This is a genomic window from Meiothermus cerbereus, assembly GCF_051297115.1.
Lineage (GTDB): Bacteria > Deinococcota > Deinococci > Deinococcales > Thermaceae > Meiothermus > Meiothermus cerbereus_A.
This window is the reverse complement of sequence record NZ_JBEVAL010000032.1, coordinates 1-23,090: the sequence shown is the minus strand read 5'-3', so window position 1 is coordinate 23,090 and position 23,090 is coordinate 1. Positions and strand designations below refer to the sequence as shown.

At 59.9% G+C, this 23,090-nt stretch carries 21 protein-coding genes; 11 read left to right on the top strand and 10 right to left on the bottom strand.

Going from position 1 to position 23,090, the window contains the following annotated elements; all coding sequences use genetic code 11:
- The first annotated feature begins 101 nt into the window (after window positions 1-101).
- The 6 genes from ABWU19_RS08415 to ABWU19_RS08390 all read left to right on the top strand — a co-directional run bounded on the left by ABWU19_RS08415 (window position 102) and on the right by ABWU19_RS08390 (window position 6,570).
- Complete coding sequence (locus tag ABWU19_RS08415) at window positions 102-710, top strand: pyroglutamyl-peptidase I (RefSeq protein WP_435901260.1); 609 nt, start codon at window positions 102-104, stop codon at window positions 708-710.
- Window positions 707-1,882 (top strand): lipid-A-disaccharide synthase-related protein, encoded by a 1,176-nt coding sequence (locus tag ABWU19_RS08410; protein ID WP_435901259.1) that lies wholly within the window; start codon window positions 707-709, stop codon window positions 1,880-1,882. Before ABWU19_RS08415 ends, ABWU19_RS08410 begins: the two co-directional genes overlap by 4 nt.
- Entirely contained in the window at window positions 1,879-2,763 is an 885-nt protein-coding gene (locus tag ABWU19_RS08405) for a glycosyltransferase (protein ID WP_435901258.1), read from the top strand. The genes ABWU19_RS08410 and ABWU19_RS08405 overlap by 4 nt, the downstream gene beginning before the upstream one ends.
- A 314-nt stretch (window positions 2,764-3,077) precedes the next feature.
- A complete protein-coding gene (locus ABWU19_RS08400; protein WP_435901257.1) occupies window positions 3,078-4,256 on the top strand; it encodes an MFS transporter in 1,179 nt (392 codons plus the stop codon).
- A gap of 155 nt (window positions 4,257-4,411) precedes the next feature.
- Window positions 4,412-5,803: a class II fumarate hydratase gene (gene fumC, locus ABWU19_RS08395; protein WP_435901256.1), complete on the top strand. Its 1,392-nt coding sequence runs from the start codon at window positions 4,412-4,414 to the stop codon at window positions 5,801-5,803.
- A gap of 161 nt (window positions 5,804-5,964) precedes the next feature.
- A complete protein-coding gene (locus tag ABWU19_RS08390) occupies window positions 5,965-6,570 on the top strand; it encodes a superoxide dismutase (RefSeq protein WP_435901255.1) in 606 nt (201 codons plus the stop codon).
- Window positions 6,571-6,637: 67 nt separating this feature from the next.
- On the opposite strand, the gene ABWU19_RS08385 is transcribed toward ABWU19_RS08390, so the two are convergent.
- The 5 genes from ABWU19_RS08385 to trpC form a co-directional block, all read right to left on the bottom strand.
- On the bottom strand, window positions 6,638-7,111 hold the full coding sequence (locus ABWU19_RS08385) for a hypothetical protein (protein WP_435901254.1): 474 nt from the start codon (window positions 7,109-7,111) through the stop codon (window positions 6,638-6,640).
- A 239-nt stretch (window positions 7,112-7,350) separates the two neighbouring features.
- Window positions 7,351-7,920, bottom strand: a complete 570-nt coding sequence (locus ABWU19_RS08380; protein WP_435901253.1) for a hypothetical protein — start codon at window positions 7,918-7,920, stop codon at window positions 7,351-7,353.
- Window positions 7,921-7,931: 11 nt separating this feature from the next.
- A complete protein-coding gene (locus ABWU19_RS08375; RefSeq protein WP_435901252.1) occupies window positions 7,932-8,072 on the bottom strand; it encodes a branched-chain amino acid ABC transporter substrate-binding protein in 141 nt (46 codons plus the stop codon).
- Window positions 8,073-8,169: 97 nt separating this feature from the next.
- Complete coding sequence (locus ABWU19_RS08370) at window positions 8,170-11,439, bottom strand: ATP-binding protein (RefSeq protein WP_435901251.1); 3,270 nt, start codon at window positions 11,437-11,439, stop codon at window positions 8,170-8,172.
- A 145-nt stretch (window positions 11,440-11,584) separates the two neighbouring features.
- A complete protein-coding gene (trpC, locus tag ABWU19_RS08365) occupies window positions 11,585-12,364 on the bottom strand; it encodes an indole-3-glycerol phosphate synthase TrpC (protein ID WP_435901250.1) in 780 nt (259 codons plus the stop codon).
- 326 nt (window positions 12,365-12,690) lie between these two features.
- Between trpC and ABWU19_RS08360 the strand changes: the two genes are divergently transcribed.
- Window positions 12,691-13,608, top strand: a complete 918-nt coding sequence (locus tag ABWU19_RS08360; protein ID WP_435901249.1) for a patatin-like phospholipase family protein — start codon at window positions 12,691-12,693, stop codon at window positions 13,606-13,608.
- Here the strand turns inward: ABWU19_RS08360 and ABWU19_RS08355 are convergent.
- The 3 genes from ABWU19_RS08355 to ABWU19_RS08345 all read right to left on the bottom strand — a co-directional run bounded on the left by ABWU19_RS08355 (window position 13,522) and on the right by ABWU19_RS08345 (window position 17,203).
- Window positions 13,522-13,944, bottom strand: a complete 423-nt coding sequence (locus ABWU19_RS08355; protein WP_435901248.1) for a hypothetical protein — start codon at window positions 13,942-13,944, stop codon at window positions 13,522-13,524. The two genes, ABWU19_RS08360 and ABWU19_RS08355, sit on opposite strands and share 87 nt — an antisense overlap.
- Window positions 13,945-13,962: 18 nt before the next feature.
- On the bottom strand, window positions 13,963-16,008 hold the full coding sequence (locus ABWU19_RS08350) for a TRAP transporter permease (RefSeq protein WP_435901247.1): 2,046 nt from the start codon (window positions 16,006-16,008) through the stop codon (window positions 13,963-13,965).
- Between the two features lie 247 nt (window positions 16,009-16,255).
- The gene (locus ABWU19_RS08345; RefSeq protein WP_435901246.1) at window positions 16,256-17,203 is read right to left on the bottom strand and encodes a TAXI family TRAP transporter solute-binding subunit; all 948 of its coding nucleotides are present in this window, start codon (window positions 17,201-17,203) and stop codon (window positions 16,256-16,258) included.
- 135 nt (window positions 17,204-17,338) lie between these two features.
- Between ABWU19_RS08345 and ABWU19_RS08340 the strand changes: the two genes are divergently transcribed.
- The 4 genes from ABWU19_RS08340 to glpX all read left to right on the top strand — a co-directional run bounded on the left by ABWU19_RS08340 (window position 17,339) and on the right by glpX (window position 21,226).
- Window positions 17,339-18,538 carry a class I SAM-dependent RNA methyltransferase gene (locus ABWU19_RS08340; protein WP_435901270.1) on the top strand — a complete coding sequence of 400 codons (1,200 nt, stop codon included), beginning with the start codon at window positions 17,339-17,341 and terminating at the stop codon, window positions 18,536-18,538.
- Window positions 18,539-18,627: 89 nt separating this feature from the next.
- Entirely contained in the window at window positions 18,628-19,398 is a 771-nt protein-coding gene (hisF, locus tag ABWU19_RS08335) for an imidazole glycerol phosphate synthase subunit HisF (RefSeq protein WP_435901245.1), read from the top strand.
- Window positions 19,399-19,455: 57 nt separating this feature from the next.
- Window positions 19,456-20,073, top strand: coding sequence for a bifunctional phosphoribosyl-AMP cyclohydrolase/phosphoribosyl-ATP diphosphatase HisIE (hisIE, locus tag ABWU19_RS08330; RefSeq protein ID WP_435901244.1), 618 nt, complete (start codon window positions 19,456-19,458; stop codon window positions 20,071-20,073).
- Window positions 20,074-20,257: 184 nt separating this feature from the next.
- Window positions 20,258-21,226, top strand: coding sequence for a class II fructose-bisphosphatase (gene glpX / locus ABWU19_RS08325; protein WP_435901269.1), 969 nt, complete (start codon window positions 20,258-20,260; stop codon window positions 21,224-21,226).
- A gap of 62 nt (window positions 21,227-21,288) precedes the next feature.
- On the opposite strand, the gene ABWU19_RS08320 is transcribed toward glpX, so the two are convergent.
- Together ABWU19_RS08320 and ABWU19_RS08315 are read right to left on the bottom strand one after the other, a co-directional pair.
- On the bottom strand, window positions 21,289-21,738 hold the full coding sequence (locus ABWU19_RS08320; protein WP_435901243.1) for a hypothetical protein: 450 nt from the start codon (window positions 21,736-21,738) through the stop codon (window positions 21,289-21,291).
- A 121-nt stretch (window positions 21,739-21,859) separates the two neighbouring features.
- Window positions 21,860-22,858: an aspartate-semialdehyde dehydrogenase gene (locus tag ABWU19_RS08315; RefSeq protein ID WP_435901242.1), complete on the bottom strand. Its 999-nt coding sequence runs from the start codon at window positions 22,856-22,858 to the stop codon at window positions 21,860-21,862.
- Between the last annotated feature and the right edge of the window lie 232 nt (window positions 22,859-23,090).

The following is a 23,090-nucleotide window of genomic DNA, read 5'->3' as shown; positions in this document are numbered from 1 at the left end:
TGCGCCCATCGCCAAAAAACCCTCCACCAGAAGAAGCTGGGGGAGCAAGTTAGTTTACTCCCAGGCTGGAGGCTCACATAAGGTTTTGTTACACTAACGCAGTGAAGGTTCTGGTCACCGGCTTTGAGCCCTTTGCCGGGCTGTCACATAACCCCAGCAGTGCCCTCCTGGCACATTTACCCGAGACCTTAGGTAAGGCCCGGCTCATCCGGGCCACCCTACCGGTTGACACCCAGCGGGCCCCGGTCGAGTTGCAGCGGCTATACAAAGCGCATCAGCCCGTGGTTGCCCTGCACCTGGGGCTGGCAATGGGGCGGGCCTTGCTTTCGCTCGAGCGCCTGGCAGTAAACCTGCTCGACTTTGACCTGCCCGACAACGCAGGCCTGCGTCTGCAGGAAACCCCCATCCTGCCCGGGGCCCCTTTGGCGCTGGCTACCCGGCTGCCTTTGCAGGCCATAAAAGAGCGCTGGGCCCAGGCCGGAATCCCGGGGGTCATTAGCAATAGCGCTGGGCTTTACCTGTGCAATCAGGTGATGTACCTGGCCTTATCCTGGCTGCCTGTGGAAGTACCGGTGGGTTTTATCCACCTGCCCCCGGACGAAACCCTGGCCCTGCAAAAGCCCCAGGCCTACCTGCCCTTAGGGCTTCAGGCGCAAGCAGTTGAGCTGGCCCTGGAAGAAGCCCTGAAGTCTGCCGTGGTAGCCATATGACCGACGTGCTCATCATCTCGGGCGGCAACGCCGAAGACCTGATTGGGGCCACGCTCTGCCAGCAGCTCGAGGGCCTGCGCCTGGCCGCACTGCCGCTGGTAGGCCCGGGCAAGCGCTACGAAGGCCGCGTAGAGCGCATCCTGGGGCCACGCAAACAGATGCCCTCAGGGGGGTTTCCTTTCAACAGCCTGGAGAACCTGCTGGCCGACCTACGGGCAGGGTTTGTGCAGGAAATTTTCTTGCAGATTCGCGCTGCTCAGCTCGCTCGGCGTGAGGTGCGGGCCGTAGCGGCAGTGGGCGATGCCTACGCCCTGGCGGTGGGGGTGCTGGCCTCAAACTGGGGACAGCTGCCCCTTTTTCACCTTCAGCCCCAAATTTCGCACTACTACTGGGCGGGGCGAAGCGTCTGGGAGCGGCTGCGCCAGCCCAACCAGTTCGGCGCTGAGGACTACCTGTTCTACGAGCGCTGGATGCATCGCTTTGTGCGGGCGGTTTACGTGCGGGACAAGCCAAGTGAGCAACGGGCGCACCAGATCGGCATGCACAAGGCCCGCTTTGTGGGCAGCATGGCCATGGACACCCTGGGCCCCCCCGAACGCAACCTGAGCGGGCTGCTGGACGGGCGCAAGGTGCTGGTGCTGCTGCCTGGCACACGGGCCGATGTGCGCTTCAGCCTACCCCTGATGCTGCAAAGTTCAGCGCTGCTGCCCGAGTTGCAGCCCCTGGTGGCCTGGGCCGCCGACTTTTCCGAGGTACCGCTGGCCGAGGGTTGGGAGCTCGAAATCGAAGATGAACAGACCGCCATTGCCCGCAAAGACACGCAGCGGGTATGGCTATTGCGGGGGGCCTTCTCGGCTATACTGCACACGGGCTATGTGGCTATTGGTACTGCCGGAACCGCCAACGAACAGGCCGCCGGCATGGGAATCCCAGTTGTGTCCTTCCCCACCCCAGGCCCCCAGTACATCTACCCCAACGCCCTCAGGCAAAGCCGCTTGCTGGGTAAAGCCATGCGCCTGGTTGAAGCGAGTCCCCAGGTGGTAGCGGGCGCTGTTCGGCAGTTTGTTGATGACCCCGTAGCCCGTGAGGAAGCCCGCCGGGATGGCCTCGAGCGCAATGGGCCGCCTGGGGCTCTGTCCAGAATCGCAACAGAAATCCAATCCGCGCTATGAACGAAAAAGTGCTGGCCCTGGTCGTAACCCACAACCGCAAGCCGCTACTGGCCGAGTGTCTGGACTTGCTGGCCTCGCAAGTTCGCCCACCCGACCATATTTTAGTTGTCGACAACGCCTCAACCGATGATACCCCAGCCCTGCTGGCACAGCGCCAGGTTGAGCATCTGCGCCTAAAGGCCAACACCGGCGCCGCGGGGGGATTCCACACGGGTCTGGCCGAGGCATGCCAGCGGGACTTCGACTGGGTCTGGCTCCTGGACGACGACGCCCACCCTCACCCTGACAGCCTGCAAAAATTGCTAATGGGTCTCCAGCAAGCACGTACCATCGGGCCTGAGCCCAGCCTGCTGCTCAGCCGCTTGCTCTGGCTGGACGGACGCACCCACCCCATGGGTATACCGTGGCCCGATATTCGCAGGCCAGGGCTTTTTCTCAAAGCGCACCCGCATGGCCTGTTGCCCGTGCGGTTCGGCACCTATGCTTCCATGCTGGTCAACCTGCGTGTCGCACGCGAATACCCCCTCCCGACCACAGCCTATTTTCTGTATAACGATGACCTCGAGTACAGCGGGCGGCTGCTGCGGCGAGGGGTTGGCTACCTGGTTAAAGACAGCCTTACAGTTCATAAAACCCGCAACCCCTACAGCTCAGCCATTACCGCTTCGGATGAGATGTTTTTTCTCGAGGCCCGCAACCGGGCCTGGCTGGTTCGCTCAGACGCCTTTGGGCCCCTTGGTAAAACCTACTGGTTGCTGAACAGTCTGGGGGTTTTTCTGGCCCGCCTGCGCGAGAAGGGCCTGCAGGGCAGCACCTCCATCTGGAGAGGCTGGCTCGAGGGCTTTCGCACCTTCCCCGGGTCAAAAAACGAACCACAATGAGAACCGTTTTTACCCCATTTCCAGCTCCGGATCGCCAGCCTCCTGCATGGAGATTTATTTTACCCTGACTATTTTTACCAATCTAAATAGCTTTGCCGCTCGCTCCAGTATCGTCTCATCTGCATTGAGTTTCAATTGGGCTGTTAGAATCGCAGCATGAGTTTCCGCAGGGCAAAACCCGCTTGCCTCGAGTCCGCGCCGTGGAGTGTTGGGCTGCTTACTGCAAAGCCGCCATCACATCTTAATTGCCGGTTGCTCGAGGTCGGCCACACAGCGCAAGGCCTTCTGGCGCCCAGATACCTGAGGAGGGCCAAATGAAAGCCCTGGACAAACTTCCTTGGCAGAAACAAAACTTCCCACAGTTCCTGGCCATGCTTTCCACGCTGGGGCTTTTAGAGTTCACCCGCTCGGCATTCTTTTGGGTCTACATGCCCTTTTCATCCAATGAACTGGGCCTCAGCCTAAGTTTGGTTGGCCTGGCCTGGGTCGTACACTCCCTTACCGAAGCCTTGAGTCGGGGGATCGGCGGGTTTTTGGTTCAGCGCATCGGCTTTGGTGCTGTGGGTGTTCTATCGGGCCTGGTGGGTCTGCTGGCATTATCCGGAACAATTCTCCACCCCAACGGCTGGTTTTTACTGGCCAGCATGCTGCTGTGGGGCATCAGTATCTCGGGCTTGCAACCGGGGTATCTATCCTTTGCCAGCCGAATTGCAGTTCCGGGAAGAGAAGGCAGGGCCATTGCATATTCCCAGTTTCTGGTGATGCCCTGGATTGGTTTGGGCTGGGTTCTGGGAACCTTCTTCATCAAAAATCTGCCTGAAAGCACACCCGCTCTTCTCTTTGTGGCGCTGGGGCTGGTCACCCTGTTGGGTCTTATAAGCCTGGGCGTGCGCGAACCCTTGCCCAAGCAAAGCCTGAGCTTAAAGCAACTATTGCCAGTGCTTATCATCGTTCCAACCGCCTTTGCCCAGCTCTTTTTGCAAAACCTCTTTAATCTGGTCATCCTCAAATTCACCCTGACCCAGCTCAAGTTCACCGAGTGGCAGCTTTACCTGGCCATTGGCCTGGCTGCGGTGGTGGTCTTTCTGGGAGCAGGCATTTTTGGTCGCTTGCCCGATAGAAAAGGGGTCTGGTTGCCCCTAATCGCCAGCCTGGGCGCTTTGGCGGCCATCTTCTTGCTTATCGCCCAGCAGCCTTCTTACCCTTACTTCCTGCTGTTAAGCCTGCTGGGTGGCGTGGCCTTTGCCACTTTTGTACCTAGCTGGAATGCGCTTCTGGTGCGCCTGTTGCCCATCGAAAACCGCGCGGCCATCTGGGGCTCGCTGATGGTGGTCGAAGGGCTTGGAGCAGCCACTGGCCCTGCTGTGGGTGGTTTTTTGTGGGACTGGCTGGGTCCCAGCGGCCCATTTTTGGGTGGTGCGGTGGTATGTGGCTTGCTGATTATCTTCTACATTTTCGTGTACTGGAGGATTCGGGGAAACATCACGGTTTAGACCCGCACACCTCGAGCCTGCCGCAACCCTGCTCAATATAAGGTGCTGTACGGCCACGTCTGCACACATGCAACGCTTCTGGGCAAGGGCAGTGGTTGCTTTGGGCAGACCGTCCCTATACCCGAGTCCCAGAAGCCCAATAGAATATAGCCGCTATGGGATACCGCATCGAAACCGATACCATGGGTGAAGTTCAGGTCGAAGAGAGCCGCTACTGGGGCGCCCAAACCCAGCGTTCGCTGCAGAATTTCCCAATTGGGCAGGAGCGCTTCAAAATGCCCCGCTCCATCATCCGGGCCATGGGCATACTGAAGAAAGGGGCAGCCCTGGCCAATGCCGATCTGGGCGAGCTACCTAAAGAGAAAGCCGATCTGATTGTGCGGGCCGCCGACGAGGTAATCGCGGGTAAGCTTGACGATCACTTCCCGCTGGTGGTCTTCCAGACCGGCTCGGGTACCCAGACCAACATGAACGCCAACGAGGTTATCTCCAACCGGGCCATCGAGCTGGCCGGTGGCGTGCTGGGTTCCAAAAAACCCATTCACCCCAACGACGATGTCAACCGCGGTCAGTCCTCCAACGACACCTTCCCCACGGCCATGCATATCGCCGTGGTGGAGGAGCTGCACCGCCAACTTTACCCCAATGTGCAGAAGCTGCGCGACACCCTGGCCGCCAAGGCCGAGGCCTACAAAGATGTGGTGAAGGTAGGGCGCACCCACCTGCAGGACGCCACCCCCATCACCCTGGGACAAGAAATTGGGAGCTGGGTAGCTCAGATAGATTACTGCCTGGGCGAGGTTCGCCACGCCGAACAGGGCCTGTACGAGCTGGCCATCGGCGGGACAGCTGTGGGCACCGGGCTCAACGCCCACCCCAAGTTTGGCGACCTGGCCGCTTCGTACTTTGCCAGGGAAACGGGGTTCCCCTTTGTTTCGGCCAAGAACAAGTTTGCCGCGCTCTCGGCCCACGATGCCCTGGTCACCACCAGTGCTGCCTTACGCACCCTGGCCGGGGCGCTCATGAAGATGGCCAACGACGTGCGCTGGCTGGCCTCCGGCCCCCGCAACGGAATTGGCGAGATTGTGATCCCCGAAAACGAGCCCGGTAGTTCCATTATGCCCGGAAAGGTCAACCCCACCCAGAGCGAGGCCATGACCATGGTCTGTGTGCAGGTTTTTGGCAACGATGCAGCGGTGGCTTTTGCGGGCAGCCAGGGCAACTTTCAGCTCAACGTGTTCAAGCCGGTAATGGTTTACAACGTCCTGACCAGCATCCAGCTCTTAGGCGACGCCTGTTCCGCTTTCAACGACCACTGCGCCGTAGGAATCGAACCCAACCTGCCGCGCATCCGGGAAAACCTCGAGAAAAACCTGATGCTGGTCACTGCCCTCAACCGCCATATTGGCTACGATAAGGCCGCAGCCATTGCCAAGAAGGCCCACAAAGAAGGTACCAGCCTTAAAGAAGCCGCCCTGGCACTGGGCTACCTGACCGAGGAAGAGTTCGACAAGTGGGTGGTGCCGCTCGAGATGACGCATAACTAAACCCTTGCAGGATGCAGGTTGCTGGCTTTGGTTCCGTTTTTCGCCGCCGTCCCCAACGGCAAAAAAAGGCTACCCTCACAAAGGTTGTGTGCTTATTTTGAGAGTTCAGTTACAGCATGCCCCAGGCTTCGGGGCGTAGAGTACACCTGGGAGGTTCAACTATGAGTTATCCGTTCAAACTACCCGACCTCGGTTATCCCAAAGACGCCCTCGAGCCCTACATTGACGCCCAGACCATGGAAATCCACCATGGCAAGCACCACGCAGCCTACGTGAATAACCTTAATGCGGCCCTGGAGAAACACCCCGAGCTGCATAGCTGGAGCCTCGAGGATCTGCTTACCAAAATCGCCCAGGTGCCCGAAGACATCCGCACCGCAGTGCGCAACAACGGCGGCGGCCACCACAACCACACCCTGTTCTGGGACATCCTGACCCCCGGCGGCGCCAAAGAACCCAGCGGTAAGCTGGCCGAAGCCATTGCCGCCACCTTTGGCTCCTTTGAAGAGCTCAAGGCCAAGATGACCCAGGCCGGCCTAACCCGTTTTGGCTCGGGCTGGAGCTGGCTGGTGAAGGATGGCTCGGGCAAGCTCCTGGTCTACAGCACCGCTAACCAGGACTCTCCCCTCATGGAAGGCCACACCCCGTTACTGGGGATTGACGTGTGGGAGCATGCCTACTACCTCAAGTACCAGAACCGCCGCCCGGACTACCTGGCGGCGATCTGGAACGTAATCAACTGGGATAAGGTAGCCAGCCGGTTCTAGCTGAACTTGAAGCATCAAGGCCGGGGGTTCCCCGGCCTTTTTATCGCTAAGTTGGGGTCGGCTTCATTTATTGCGGAGGAACCGAGAAGCTGAACCGCCCATCGGTCTTGGTTCCGGCAGCAGTTGTCAGAACTACCTGAAGGCCGCCACTTGGGCAAGAAAGTGTAAACCCGCCTTGGCCGTTGTTGACCCTTGGAAACAGCACACCCGAGCTTACATCTCCTGCAAGCGTAACCTGCGCAGCCTCGAGCTGGCCCTGAGAAGGTTGAACGGTAAAGGTGATGCAGTATTCGCCAGTACCTTTGGTCACTGCAGCAACATTCAGGGCTCCTCCGCGAAGCGAAGCATCTTCACGAACCTGACCAAACGCACCAGGATTTCCACAGACCACCGTTCCATTCTCGTTTATAGAGCGTATATACTGACCCACCGCACAGCTTCCGCTCATGCGGTTTTGCTTACCAGGCACCGCAGCCTCGAGGGCATCTACCGCCGTTTTGATGGCAGTGAAGTTAGCGTTGAGGGTCGCCGCACTAATCACCTAACCTGCGCTAAAACTGTTGGGAATCGTAACCGCCATCGCGCCCAGTCCCGCCGCCACGATGGCCGCTCCCATAGCGAAGTATTTGAGATTCTTTCCGTTCACTGCTACCCCTTTAGAGCAACTCAGATGGTTCTAGCTTTAGTTGTACGTCTGCCACCCTATAAAGCTCAAAAGCCACTGAGGTACTATCTCCGAAAACCCACGTGGAATGGGTTATCTCAGACAGGCTAGCGCCATCAAGGCACCACAATAGAGAAGGCCCGGTCGGCGGCTGCACCGGCTGCATCACTGGTTGATACGCTATAGCCCCCGTATGGATTACATGCGCTTCCCCAGCCAGTGTTGACGCTAATCTGGCCACGGGTATTGTCGGGGCCATTGACTGTTGCCACAATTGGTCTGTAGTTGCTGAGTACATTTGGGCTGGTCTGAATACAGTACAGACCTGTACCAACTTTGGTGATGGTCCAGGTAACTCCTGGACTCGAAGTTATTACAGTTCCTGTGGAAGATATCCACGCCGAGGCACGGGTCGAAGTTCCACAGGTGACCGATCCATCTGCACCGATCGCACGAATGGTCTCGCCAACCGCACAATTCCCGGTCACGCGGTTCTGCTTGCCAGTTATTGCAGCCTCGAGGGCATCTACCGCCGTTTTGATGGCTGCAAAATTGGCGTTGAGTTTAGCTGCACTAAGGACTTCTCCAGCACTAAAGCTATTGGGAATCGTCACTGCCGCAGCCCACAAACCCGTAGCGACCAGGGCCGCCCCCAAAACGAAAGACTTGAGACTACTCCCTTTCATGGTACACACTCCTACGGGCCAAACTTGGTGTTGGCGTTGTCGAACTTGCACTCGCTGTTGTCGAAAACCGCCGGGTTGGGACAGGCCGCACTTCCTCCTGGGCTTCCACAAGAAGCCAGCAAGAGCAAAAAAAGCACAAGCACCATTGTCATAAACCTCATGATTACCCCCCCTACTCAGCCCGCTGTCTATCTGACAGGGCTTGAGTAAAAGTAGCAGAGCGTCCGTTATTTTTGCGTTATGTTATGGTCATTTCCCAGGCGTCTTACTCAAAGCCCAGGCCACATAGCGGTTCTTCAGAAGCCGCTCGGCAAGGGGGGGCGGTAGCTGCTGGGTCAGGTTGCGCAGCAGTTGCTGGGTTTCACGCAGGTAGGCACTGCCCTGGGGGTCTCCCAGAGCCCGTGCCCGGATGTAGAGCACCAGGGGAAGGTCGTAGATGCCCAGCGCCCACGAAGCCCGCAGGTCGAAGGCCTCTGCCGAGGTTTGCTGGGCTTTTTTGCGGTTACCCGCCCGCAGGTGGTTCAGGGCCAGCGCGGCCAGCGAGCGGGCGGTGTGGCGGTATTCCTTGCGGTCACGCCATATTTGCACCGATTCCTCCAGGGTTTGCTGGCTGTGCTCGAGGTCGCCCAGCTCGAGCAGGGTAAAGCCCAGGTTGAACAGCACATGGCCCAGGCGGGCCCGTTCGCCCATCTCGCGCAAGTCCCGCAGGGCGGCCTCGAGTTCACGCCTGGCTTCCCCCAGGCGGCCCGCGACCATCAGGGCATTGCCGTAGTCGGAGCGCAGTAGGGCCAGGTCGCGCCAGGCTCCAACCTCGGCGGCCTCGAGCATGGCCCGCTGGACGGTGGCCTCGAGCTCGGGTTCCAGGCCAAATACAGCGGCATTGAGCAGCAGCCCCTGCAAGGCATCCCACACCGCCCACCAATCGCCGCGCTCGCGGGCTTCCTGGTACAGCAGCTCGGCCACCTGATGACTGGCGGCATAGTCACCCTTAACCCAGTCCACCACCAGCTTATCGGCCCGCAAACGTCGCAGCAGCAGGTCATCGCGCAGCTGGGCAGCCAGCATAAAAGCCTGGGTATAAACCTGGTCGAACTTTTCCAGGTCGCCCAGGCGAAACCAGTAGCCCGACAAATTGCGCAAGGCCAGGGCCTCCATGGCCTGATCGCCAATGTCGTGGAAAGCCCGGATGGCCGCCAGCAAGGGCTCGAGCTGCGCATCGGGATCGCCGCCGCGGTACTCCAGCCAGGCCAGCTTAAACTGGGCATGGCCGCGCTGCCAGGGGGTCTGGGCCAGGCGCATGGCTTCGCGTGCCGCCCCGATACCCTCGGCCACCTGGCCAGAGGCCAGAGCGGCATCGGCGTTGAGCAACAAGACACGAAAGCGCTCGTGGTCGCCCAACTGTTCGGCCAGCCGGGCTATTTCCCGGCGCTCAGGAATTTGCATCTGCCCCAGCGAGACCCGGGTTTCGGCTGCTTCAATCAACATGCGAAACCGCTCGAGCTCGGGTTCCAGTGGTGGGCACAGCACCTGGGCCCGCTGGTAGTGTTCCAGGGCTTGCCGGGCCAGTGGCCCCCGACGAAGGCTACGCGCCGCCATCAGGTGGGCCACATAAGCCTCTGCGCGCTGGCCGGCAGCCTCGAGGTGCGCTGCCAGCAAGGGTAGGGGGCCGGCCACCTCCCGCAGGGCGTCGGCAATCCGGGCGTGCAACCAGCGCTTGCGTGACTCAGCTATCTCGGCCAGCACGGTCTGTCGCACCAGCTCATGGCGCAGGCTATAGCCGGTGGGACCCAGACGCAGAAAACCCCCCTGGGTCAGGCTTTCCAGTTGGGTGATGGAGGCCTCGAGCTGACGCAGCAGGCAGGCCACCAGCTCAGGGGGTAAGGGAAAATCGGCCAGGGCAAAGGCCTGTGCGATGAGCAGGGCGTCCTCGCCAATACGCTGCAAACGCTCCAGCAGTGCATCACGCACACTGGGGGGCAATGGCAGTTCGCGGTAATCCTCGGTAAAGCTATCGAAGGGGGTGTGCCAGGCCCCACCCTCGGCCCGCAACAAGCCCTGGTCAAAGAGATAGCGCAGGGTCTCGAGGAGATAAAACATGTTGCCCTCGGTAGCCCGGTACAGGTGCTCAGCAAAACGTTCGCCCCCCTCGCGCTGGCCCGACATCTGGCGCAATAGCTGTACCAGCGCGGGCAGCTCAATGGGCTCGAGCTGCCGTTGCTGCATGCGCCCCTCCTGGGCCAGCTCTTGCAACACACGCCGCACGGGCAGGTTCTTCTGAAGCGCTTCAGGCCTCGAGGTGCCAAGCACAACCATACCCAGCGCCCCCGCCCGGCGTACCAGGTAAGGCAAAAACTCCAAACTCGCCCAGTCCAGCCAGTGCAGGTCGTCCCACAGCACCACCCCACCCGGGCGGACAATGGCTTGAAGCCCTCTGCAGAGGGCTTCAAAAATGCGGGTCTTATGTGAGTTGGCAGGTGGGACACCCAGTTCGGGCAGAAGCTGGGCCAGCTCTTCCCGCCAGGGCGACTCCAGCTGGGTCAGTTTTTGTTCTTCGTAAGTCTGGCGTAAAACTTCCAGAATTGCGCTAAAGCCAATCTCCTGGCCACTCTCGCGCTGGCGAATGCGTAGTAGCTCGGCTGGCCCCGCGCCCACCCGACGCCTGGCGTACTCCAGGGCCAGGCGGGTTTTACCCACCCCCGCTTCACCCAGCAACAGCAACAGCCCCTGGCCGCAGCTGGCCTCGAGCCACAGCATGGCTTCATCGCGGCCCACCAGGGGCGGCTCGCCCAGGGCCAAACCCCTGCCTTGCTGGCTTGGGATAGGCTGACCCGCCCGCAGTTGTGCGCCAAAGGCCTGCATTTCTGGGCTCATATCCAGGCCGAGTTGCTCCCTTAGCAAAACCCCAAACTGGTCAAATTGGCGCAGGGCCGCCCCCCGGTCGCCCAACTGCAAGTACAGCCGCATTACCGCCATTTGCTCGGGTTCCTGAAGGGGATCCTCGCCCAGAATCCGCGTGTATACCTTTAGGGCCTCCGGGTAGTTGGCCGCGGCCTCGTAGCTCCGGGCCAGCCCCAGCAGGGCTTCGCGGTAGAGGGCAGCCCAGCGTTCACGCTCAGGAATTAGCCAGTCCAGGTAGCTTTCCGAGACCCTGGGTTCCATTTCTGCTAAAAACCCTCCCCGCCATAGGGCTAGAGCCTCGAACCAGGCCCCTTTGGCCATGCGGGCCAGAAAGGCCTCGAGGTCGGTTTGCACTGGCCCCAGCCCAATGCTTGTGGGCGTCTGGCTAAATACCTGCTCCCAGGGGGTGTTTTTCAGACGGAATAGCTCCTGGCGCAGGTTTCTGCGAACTGTTGCCTCGTCGCCCTCCCACAGCATATCGGCCAGGCGACCCCGCTCGACCGAATGGCCCATCACAGCCAAAAAAGCGGCCATGGCCACAGCTTTGCGGGGCAGCACCATGACCAGCTTGCCGTCCTGCCAGAGCTGGGGCGGGCCAAGCAAGCTGAGATAGAGGGCCATCCATACCTCTCGATATTTTTGCTACTGCTCCTGCGACCTGGCCAAAAAATTCTGCATTTTGTCCAACATCGAGCCCGGTGTCTTGTCTACTGCGGCCCTGGGCTTTGCCAGCACGGTATGTCCCTAGTCTAGCCTGGTGGGGCTGTTACGCGCGGTTCATCTGGGCTGCCGCCATCTGCCAGTTGTTGCTGCGGGCCAGGCTGGTTCCTATCAGCACGGCATCAAAAAGGCCCTCGAGCTCGGCCAGCTGCGCTGCCTCGTTGTAGCCCGACTCCGCCACCAGCAACCCCCTGAACCCCGCCGCTCGAGCCAGGCGCCCCAGGCGCGGCGCGGTGCTGCGGTCTATGCTCAAATCGGTCAGGTTGCGGTTGTTGACGCCAATAATCGAGGCCCCCGCCAGTAGGGCGAGCTCGAGCTCGGTTTCGTCGTGCACCTCCACCAACGCGTCCAGGCCCTCCTGCTGGGCCAGTTGCAGATAAGACCCGGTTAGGCGTCCCAGCAGCGCCACAATCAGCAGCACTGCCGAAGCCCCCAGGGCCCTAGCCTCGGCGATCTGAACAGGATGCACGGTGAAATCCTTTCGCAAAATGGGCACTTCCACTGCCGCGCGCACCTCCTGCAGGTCCTGATCCGAGCCGGCAAAGTAGTGCGGTTCGGTCAGCACGCTGATGGCTCGAGCACCGCCCGCCACATAGGCCCGGGCCACCTCGGCAGCCTCGAGCTTCAGGGCAATCTCACCCTGTGAGGGGCTCTTACGTTTGACTTCGGCGATTAGCGATAGGCCAGGCAAACGCAAAGCCTGGCTAAACGAGGGCGGGGCCACCGGCTTCGACCATTCCCGCCCCTCCAGCCCCATCACATCATGTAGACGCTGCCGTGAAATCTGCCCCAGCACACCCGGTACTTTTGTTAGCTCCGGAACCATATTTCCTATGCTACCGCTTTACTCCTCATCCCCACATGACAATTTTCTAATGTCGGGCTGGGCTCGGCTTCGTTCTTATACACTGGGGTGCTGAAGCTTTCTGTTTAGGGCAGGTCAAAACCGACCGGGTGCAAGGGCAGCTCATGGCGCAGCTTCAGGTGGGGGCCCATGCAAAAAGCGCAAATCAAGAACCTTGCTTATCAGCACCCCAGCAAAAAGCCGCCAAGCCCGGTTCTCGAGTTTGGTGCATCCCACTCAAGCTGTTTTTTCTAAAGCTTAATCAAAATCACTGCACCTGGTTCAAATTTTCTGCTAGCATGTTTTTTATGAATGGCATCGTGCTGGCACTGGGAGGCGGTGGTGTACGGGGCAGCGCACACACAGCACTGCTCGATGTGCTAACCGAGGCCAGGATTCCTATTGCTGGGCTGGCCGGTAGTTCTGCCGGTGCGCTGGCCGCTGCTTTATACGCCTTTGGTATTTCCGTGCACCACAGTGAGCTGAGTGAGTGGCTCAAAGACCCCGAACTCGAGCGCCTGCAAAAAAATGGCGCCCTGCACCAGGTGAGCCGTCTGGTCGATTTTGTGCGGCGGCCCTACCTGGCCGAAGGCATCAAGATTCGCCAAGGCTACAGTGCTTTGTTTGGCAAGCGCCGCATTGAAGAAAGCCCTATTCCTCTGGTGATTCAGGCCTGCGACTTCAACACCGGAGAGCTCATTATGCTGCGGGCCGGGCCTGTTGCCGAGGCCCTGGCTGCCAGCAGCGCAGTACCCAGCATTTTCCCTCCGGTGCAATGGCACGGAAGGCTCCTGGTAGATGGTGATGTGGCCGAAAAAGTACCGGTTACCGCTGCCAAAGCCCTGCAGGCGGGGCCAGTGGTGGCCGTGGACATATCCAATCGGATGGTGTCCAGCGAACCCAAAAGCGCGCTGGAAGCGGCCTTCCAGGCGGGTGAGGCTTCACGCCGCCGGCTCTTGAGCATGGCGCTTTCTCAGGCCGACCTGGTGATCGCGCTGGAGGCCGACCCTCCCATCGAAACCTTCGATTACACCAAGGCCCAGCTGGCCTACGAACTGGGTCGAAAGCGGGCCGAAGAAGCCCTGCCCAAAATTAGACAATTGCTGGCAAGGCCCGCCCCTGCCAGCAAACCCTGGTGGTCACGTTTTATCCAGCCCAAACCACAGGCCTCCAAAGGCAGCCCCGTATCCCACCAGGCCCAGAGCCAAAAACAGCGCCACTCCTAAATCAAAGCCCATCCGTGCTGCGAATATCGCAGCCAGACAGGCCACCCCAAGCCAGAGTGCACTCAAAAAAGCCTTTCTTGCGGGCTCGAGCTGGGGCTTGCGGGCTTCTGGGCGAAAATAAAGCACCCCGATAACCAGGAGCAGCAAGGCAAAAAAACCGCTCAAAGCCCAGACAAACCACAGCGGCAATCCGGGCAGCTGCGGCAAAGCCAGCCAGGCCAGACCCAGGTGGAACAACTGAACTACCAGGGCCAGCCCACTCAGCTGCACCAAGCCGCACCGCCGCAAGGCCAGGGGTGCCTGGCTATCCAGCAGTTCTGTCCAGTAAAGCTTCATGTGCGACAGAGCCCTGAATCAGGTAGCCGCGCGACGGATCCACCACTGCCAGCCCAGGGTTAAGGCCATCACCCCAAACCCAATGATTTCGCTGTTGGGGTTGTTGGGCATTAGCATGAAGGCTGCAGCCAGATAGAGCAGGCGCTGAAGCCAGTTGGCATTGCCCAGCAAGTACCCCAGTGTGGCCGCCGAGAAGGCCGTAAGCCCCACCAGGGCCGTGGCAATAATACGCCCACCCTCGAGCGCACTTCCCACCCCAATCATCAGCAGGCCGGGGTTGAAGAAGACCATGTAGGCCAGCAAGGCCGTTCGCAATTCGTAGACAAAGCCCTGGACACCCGTCTTGAAAGGGTCGCCTTTGGCAATGGCCGAAGCCGCATAAGCCGCCAGCGCCACGGGCGGGGTGGAGTCGGCCATAATGCCAAAGTAAAAGGCAAACATATGGGCCACAATTTTCAAAATGGGCACTTCCTGGCCCGAAAAGGTGAGCGTACCGTAGTCTATGCCGCTTTGCGAGGCAATCTTGGTAATCACCGGCACCACCAGGCTGGCCATCACCACGTAGTTGGCGGTGGTGGGGAGGCCCATTCCCAAAACCAGGCTGATGAGCTGTGCCAGCAATAAAGCCACCAGGAGGTTACCTCCCGATATGGTCTGGAGCAGGTCGGTAAGGCCAAAGCCAATGTTGGTGATGAGCACAACCGCAATAATGATGCCCGCCAAGGCGGTTGCAATGGCAATACCCACCATGTTGCGGGCCCCATTGGCAAAACCCTCGATTACAATCTGGGCAAACGAATACAGTCCGCTGCCTATCCCCCGCCCCGAGCGTGTAGCAAGGTAAAGCTCTTGCAGCAGTGCAACCCCAATCATCAGAAAAATGGTATTGAGGGCTGCCCGTTCGGGTGATAGCTCGATGATGAGCAGGGCATACAGCAGGTAGGCCAGTGGAAAAACATAGTGCAAACCGGCCCGCAAGGTGGGCCAGAACCTGGGCAGCTCGGCCCTGGGTAACCCCTTCAGGCCGAGCTTGACGGCCTCGAGGTCTACCAGAATAAACAGGGTGGTATAAGCCAGCAATGCGGGCACGATGGCCATCAAAACCAGGGCCGAGTAGGGTACCCCCAAAAAGTCGGCCATGATAAAGGCCGCCGCCCCCATCACCGGGGGCATCAACTGCCCATTGGAGCTGGCCGCCACCTCGACTGCGCCGGCTTTCTCGGCAGAATAGCCCGCCCGGCGCATGGCCGGAATGGTAAAGGTTCCGCTGGTAACCACGTTGGAAATCGAGGAGCCCGAGACCACCCCGGTGAGCGCCGAGGAAACGATGGAAGCCTTGGCCGGCCCCCCGCGCACCCCCCCCAACAGGCTAAAGGCCAGGTCGGTAAACCATTTTCCCGCCTCGGCCCGCTCGAGGATGGCCCCAAACAGCACGAACACAAATACCGTGCGGGCCGCTACCCCGATGGGAGTTCCCCAGATGCTGTCCGAAGCATTCATGAACAGCTGGCTGACCAGGGAGCGCCACTGTACCCCGGCGTGCAGCTGGCCCAGGGCCCCTGGCAACTGCCACTGAAACATCCCCTGTGGCCCGGTGAGGGCAAATAGCATAAACACCAGGGAGATGATGGGCATGGCTGGCCCCAAAGCGCGCCAACCCGCCAGCAGCAGCATCAAAATGGTCACGCTGCCAACAATCAGGTCGGTCTGGTTGGCCAGCCCACCCCGTATCTCAATCATCTCTTTGTACTGCCACATTACATAGCCAGCCGAGAGGGTTGCGGTAATTCCCAGAACCCAATCGAACAGAGGAATCCGGTCGCGGCGGCTACGGCGATTAAAGGGGTATACCAAAAATACCAGGGCAAAAGCAAAGGCCAGGTGGGCTGCCCGGAAAAACAGCTGATCCAGCGAACCTATCCAGGTAGCCCAGACCTGAAACACGCTCCACCCTACCGCCAGGCCCAGAATGAGCCAGCGGGACCAGTCGGTAGGCTTTCGACCCCCCAGCTCCACCTCTTCAACCAGATGTGTCGCCTCGGCCTCCGGCTTATCTTTATGCATCCATCACCTCCTGCGTGTTACACCTTCGTGCGATTTAACTGCACCCCACCGGGTTGTGAGGCTTCTGGCCCATTTAGCAAGCTGCATAGTCGGTCGTGCAGTTTCCGGGAACGCAACAAAGATGTCCCAGAAAACCTCAGGGCTTGCATAGTTTTACACCCAAAGGCCATTTGCGTCCATTTTTTGCTCGGCTCTGCCGACAAAAAGGAAGGCCGACTCGAGGGTCGGCCCTGGTGTACTGAAGAGCCTAACGGATAATGCGCTTTTCGCGATAGTAACGCTCGGCACCGGGGTGCAGGGGGATCGGAAGGTTACGGGCTGCCGCGTTGAGGTTGAAGAAGCGCTGCAGGTTGGGGTGGATGGACTTGAACTCGGGGTTGTCGAAGGTGGCCTTAAGCATGTTGTAGACCACATCGGCGCTCAGGCTTTCGGCGGCCACCCACATCGAGAGCACCGCTACCGAAGGGGTGGTTACATCCACGCCCCGGTAAACCCCACCATCGATGTTGAAGGCGCGGTAGAACGGGTATTTTTTAGCCAGTTCTTTAACCCGGTTGTAGTCCACCGCCACCAGCTCCACCCGAATGGTCTGGGCCGCCTGGCTCACCACCGCTGCCCCCAGGCCCCCGGTAAAAAAGAAGGCATCGGCCCGACCATCCTGCATGAGGGCTAAGGCGTTGTTGGGGTTGACCCGAATAGCCTCGCGTAGGTCGCTGAGGCCCAGTCCGTAGGCCTCGAGCACCTGGCGGGCATTTTGCTCGGTGCCGGAGCCCACATCACCGATCACCACACGCTTGCCCTTGAGGTCGGAGATGGAGCTGATGCCAGCCCCAGCACGGGCCACCACGTGCACCACTTCGGGGTAGAGGATGCCCACCGCCCGGATGTTCTTCACCGGCCTGCCGTCGAAGGCCGCAATGCCCGTCCCGTTGTAGGCGTAGTAGGCGATGTCATTCTGGGCCAGGCCCATCTGAAGCTCGCCCGAGGCAATGGCGTTGATATTGAAGACCGACCCGCCGGTGGAGCGTGCGTTGGCCCGCACCCCAATGTTGGCATCGTTCACCAGCTTGGCAATGCCGGTAGCGACGGGGAAATAAACCCCAGTGGTACCACCCGAACCGATGGTTACAAAAGTTTGAGCTAGGGCGGAGCCTGCCAGTGCAAGCGCAGCCATTAGCAACAGCATCTTTTTCATTTCTGTTTCCTCCTTAGGCTAACCGGGTTGATTATTCCTCACCGTCGGCGCCGCGTCAACCTCCACAATAAACCCTCAGGTAGGGTATGGTGAAGTGTGGCACGGATTGAAATTGAAAAAGTGGTTGTGGGTGGAATGGGTCTTGCACGAACCGCTCAAGGAACTGCCCTGGTGCGTGGGGGACTGCCCGGTGAAGTGGTTGAAGCAGAACTCACGGCCCGCAAGAACCACCTCGAGGGTTGGGTTACCCAGGTCTTAAAACCCCACCCTGCACGCTACCAAGGGCCCCTGCCGCCCTCCGCCGACCTGCCCCTGGAATACCAGGCCCAGTTGCCGGTCAAGCAGGGCTTTGTGCAGGAGTCGCTCGAGCGCATCGCCAAGCTAAACTTCGAGGTGGCCCCCATAGCGCCCTCCCCCAGCTACGGCATGCCCGGCCTCTACTACCGCACCGCAGCCCAGTATGCCCTGCACCCCCTGGGCGGCCTGGCCTACCGCCTGCCCCAGAGCAACGAACTGGTGCGCATCCTGCACGACCCCCTCATCGCCGCACCACTTCAGCCTGCCTTCGAACTCCTCAGCAACTGGCCGCTCGCCAACCTCGAGGAGGTGGTGCTCAGGGGCTCGATCTACGAGCAAAAGGTGCAGGTGGGGTTCATTGGGGGAGCCGCCCGGTATTTCAAAAAAACTGCCCAGGCCCTGGTGCAAGAGGGCATTGCCGGCGTGGTCTGGGGTGAGCCTAGCCCCAAGGGCCGCTTCCGGGGTCAGGTTCGGCACCTGGCCGGGGCCACCCATCTGCTCGAGGACTTTGGCGGCGTGCTCTCTACGGTCAATGTGCAGAGCTTCGCACAGGTCAACCCCAAAGCCGCAGGGCTACTGTTTCAAGAGGCCGCTTTAGTGGTGGAACCAGGGCACAAAGCCGTGGAGCTTTATGCTGGCAGCGGCGTATTGAGCCTGCACCTGGCCCCGCTTTTTAGCGAGATTGTGGCCATTGAGATCAACCGCAGTGCGGTCAGACGTGGGGAGGCCGATCGGGACAGGCTGGGGGTACAGAACCTGGTTTTCAAGCAGGACGACGCCAGGGTTCTCGCCAAGCACCTGCCCGCCGATCTGGTGATGGTAGATCCGCCCCGTTCAGGCCTGGCGCCCGAAGTGCTGGCAAGCCTGCTGCAAGAAAAGCCCCGGCAAATCCTGTACATTGCCTGCGACCCGGCCACCTGGGCTCGAGACCTCGGTCGGCTTGTGCAGGGGGGGTACCGCCTGCGCTTTGTCCGCCCCTACGACTTTTACCCCTTCACCCACCACGTCGAAGTGCTGAGCGTCCTGTCGCGCGAATAAGCACAGAACGGGCCACCTGAGAGGATCCCAAATGAGGCCCTCTTCAGATGCCCTTGCACTTTGGGCGGCCATCTTCGAGAATCGTATTTGTGCTGGCTAAACGCATCATCCCCTGTCTCGATGTCCACAAGGGGCGGGTGGTCAAGGGTATTAACTTTGTAAACCTGCGTGATGCAGGCGACCCCGTAGAGGCGGCCAAAGCCTACAACCTGGCCGGGGCCGATGAGCTGGTTTTTCTGGACATCAGCGCCACCCACGAAGAGCGGGGCATCCTGCTCGAGATTGCCACCCAGGTGGCCGAGCAGGTATTTATTCCCTTTACGGTGGGCGGGGGTGTGCGCAGCCTCGAGGATGCCCGGGCCTTGCTGCTGGCCGGGGCCGACAAAGTCTCGGTCAACTCGGCGGCGGTCAAGCGGCCTGAGCTAATCCAGGAGCTTTCCGACCACTTTGGCAACCAGGCGGTGGTGCTGGCCATTGATGCCCGGCGAAAAGGGGCCTCCTGGGAGGTGTATGTGGCTGGGGGCCGCACGCCCACGGGACTTGATGCGCTGAAGTGGGCCGAGCAGGGGGCAGCTCTGGGCGCAGGTGAAATCTTGCTTACCAGCATGGACGCCGACGGAACCAAAGCGGGGTTCGAGGTGGCTTTGTGCCGGGCGGTCTCGCAGGTGGTGGGAATTCCGGTGATTGCCTCGGGCGGGGCGGGTCGCATGGAGCACTTCGCAGAAGTTTTGCAGGATGGCGTTGCCGATGCAGCCCTGGCCGCCAGCGTTTTTCACTTTGGCGAGATTTCCATTCCAGAACTCAAGGCCTACCTGGCCCAGCAGGGCATTCCCATGCGAATCGAATATGGGCTGAGCTGACGCTTGCGCCGGTTGCAATCCAGGATTCTCCCCCCGAGAATGGGCCTCGGGTAGTTTATGAATCTCGCCAATGTTCGTTTTGATGCCAGCGGCCTGGTTCCAGTTATTGTGCAGGACGCACGCACGGGGCAGGTATTAACCCTGGCCTACGCCAACCTCGAGGCCCTCGAGCAGACCTTGCAAACCCGCCAGAGCACTTTTTTTAGCCGCAGCCGGGGTGAGCTTTGGGTCAAGGGCCTGACCTCGGGCCATACCCAGGAAGTGCTCGAGGTGGTGCTCGACTGCGACCAGGACGCCGTGCTGTACAAAGTCATCCCACAGGGCCCGGCCTGTCATACCGGGGCTGAGAGCTGTTTTCACCACCCCCTGACCCCCTCTACCGAACCCCCATTGGGCGAGGTGCTGGAAAAGGTGTTTGAGACCATCCAAGAGCGCATGGCAACCCTACCGGAGGGCTCCTATGTGGCCAGAATGCACCAGGCGGGCCTGGATCGAATACTCAAAAAAGTTGGAGAGGAGGCAGGCGAGGTGATTATTGCGGCCAAAAACCGAAGCCGCGAGGAGCTGGCCTGGGAGGCCTCGGATTTGCTTTTTCACCTGATGTTCCTGCTGGCTGAGGAAGGGCTTACCCCCGCCGACCTGGCCCGTACCCTCTGGAGCCGGCACCGGCCCTAGCCTATCGCACTCTTCACAGGCGTGGCCTCCCATCCGGGAGGCCACTGTCCTGCGCAGAACGAAGAAGTGGATGTCGGTGACGGGCTCAGGGACTATGAAGAGTGCTCTAAAAACTTGGAAATGCTACCAGGGCCAGGGCCCCGGCAAACCTTGGTAAGCTTTAGATATGCAATTCGACACCGATATGGACATTGAGCGGTTGTTGGTACTCGAGATCGCGCGTGTAACCGAGCAGGCCGCCCTGGCAGCCAGCCGGTTGGCCGGGATGGGCAAAAAGGATGAGGTAGACGCTGTCGGAACCGAGGCCATGCGGCGGGTACTCTCCGAACTACCCATCCAGGGTCGGGTGGTGATTGGGGAGGGCGAGATGGATGAAGCCCCGATGCTCTACATTGGTGAACTCCTCGGACGGGGTGGCCCCGAAGTGGACATTGCGGTAGATCCGGTGGAGGGCACCAATATCACCGCCAAGGGGCTCCCCAATGCCATTACGGTCATTGCTATTAGCGAAAAGGGTGGCCTGGTGGGCGCGCCCGATATGTACATGCAAAAACTGGTGGTGGGCCCTCCGGCCGCCGGCAAGGTGAGCCTGGATTTTCCGGTTGAAGCCAACCTGCGCATTGTCGCCGATGCCCTCCAGCGTAAAGTGGAAGACCTGGTGGTGGTCATACTGGATCGGCCACGGCACGAGCAGCTCATCCGCGAGGTGCGCGAGGCTGGCGCCAGGGTCAAACTCATCACCGATGGCGACGTGGTGGCTGCCGTCTCGGTAGCTGTTCGTGGAACCGGCGTCCACGTCATGATGGGCAGTGGGGGCGCCCCCGAAGGGGTACTGGCAGCGGCTGCGCTGAAGTGCATGGGTGGTGAGATACAGGGGCGTTTTCTTCCCAGCAGCCAGGCCGAGCTCGAGCGCCTCCGCTCCATGGGTGTAGACGAAAAGAAGATTTACCGCACCAACGACCTGGCCCCTGGCCGGCAGATTGTCTTTTCTGCTACCGGCATCACCCATGGGGAATTGCTCGAGGGCGTGCGCTACTTTGGCGGTGGTGCCCGCACTCATTCCATCGTGATGGGCTATCAGACCAAGGTGGTGCGTTTTATTGACTCCATCCATCTGTTTGAGAGCGGCGCAAGAGTCAATATCCGCGTATAGGGCTTTGCCGTTGCAAGTAAGAAAACCCGGGGGTTTTTAACAGCCCCCGGGTCAGATAGAAGCTAGAAGCCGATGTTCACACCCACAGCCGCACCCAAGCCAAAGGTGCTCGAGCCTCCAAAAAACAGCATGGGGTGTACCTCAACAAAAAAACCAATGAGCGGCAAGCCCACATTCAGATAGGTTCCAACTACCCCCCGGGCCCCCAGGCCCCCGCTGCTAGAACCCTGTGCAACGAGCGAGACGGTGGTTCCACTGGCATAAAACAGGCCAGCCCCGGCGTAAAGGTCGGTCAGGGGTACCGAAACCAGCACGTCCGCACCGCCACCCAGCGAAGCGGGGCCAGAGGTAAAGAGGTTTGCGCCGCCATAAACCCGCCCATCCACCAGGAAAGGCACCAGCGGAAAGCGCACCCCTGCATTAATGCCAAAAGGGCTACCAGCAGTTACCTGTACACTCTGAGCAAAAGCCGGGCTGAGCAACAAAACCAACAAGATGAGCCATTTGCGCATAGACAAAACCTCCGCGCCAAGTATACGGGCCAGAGCAGCCCATTTGCTGTGATGAATAGCCAGGGTTTTTGCTGTCTTCTGCCAGCCAGGTCAAACCCACTCCAAAGGGGGTTGGGAAGACTCAGGTTGTTATCGGCTTTTGTAGCAACTCCGCAATTTGCACCGCATTTAAAGCAGCCCCCTTGAGCAGCTGGTCACCTGCCACAAAGAAATCCAGCCCATTATCAAAAGCCAGGCTTTTGCGGATACGCCCCACCTCAACGTTGAACTTGCCCGTCGCAGTAAGTGGCATGGGATAGCGCCTGTTGGTCGGATCATCGACCAGATCTACCCCAGGGGCCGCGCGCAATACCTCTCGAGCGGCTTCAGGGCTGACTGGATGCTCAAATTCAACCGTTACGGTCTCGGAATGAACCCGCAAGGTAGGAACCCTTACTGCCGTGCAGGAGACCCTGATCTGCGGATCCTCCATTATCTTTTGGGTTTCCCACAAAACCTTCATTTCTTCTTTGGTATAGCCGTTTTCCTGGAAGGCATCTATTTGCGGGATCACGTTGAAGGGTAGCGGATAGGCAAAGGTTTTGTGTTCAACTGGATGCCCTGCCAGAAACTCTTTGGTGCCATGAAGCAGCTCCTCCATTCCGCTGGCGCCAGCCCCCGAGGCGCTTTGGTAGGTGCTCACGACCACCCGCCTGGCCCTGAAGGCTTTGTGTAGCGGATAAAGGGCCATCAGCAGGATGGCCGTGGTGCAGTTGGGGTTGGCAATAATGTTCTTGTGGTCACGCATGGCATGCGCGTTAATCTCGGGCACAATCAGAGGTACGTCTGGCTCGTAGCGAAATGCGGAAGAGTTATCTATCACCACCGATTGCATAGCCCAGATAGGTGCGTAGCGTTTGGAGATGCTCCCCCCCGCACTCGCCAGCACCACATCTACCGGCAGGGGGGTCTCGGGCAGGGCTTCCACAGGGATTTCCTTCCCCCGAAAGAGCAGGCTTCGACCAGCAGAGCGCGCCGAGGCATAGAGCCGCAGCTCCGAAACCGGGAAGTTGCGCTTCTCCAGCACGTTCAACAACTCTTTCCCAACCGCTCCGGTAGCCCCTACAATCCCAATTCTCATAGCACGCTCCTTTCTTCAACAAAAAACCTGCCACAACTGGCAGGTAGCGGCAACTCGAGCGAGCCGCCGCCTAGGTAGTGGTGGTATACCAAACCATCTGCCAACAACGATATAGGCAACTCGAGCAAAAGTCAAACCTGTGTAATCGGTCAACACATCTGAGACTCTTGGGGAACCGACTCCGCCTGTAGTTTAGCCAGGAACTCCAGGGGAGCCAAGCCTTCCAGGGCCA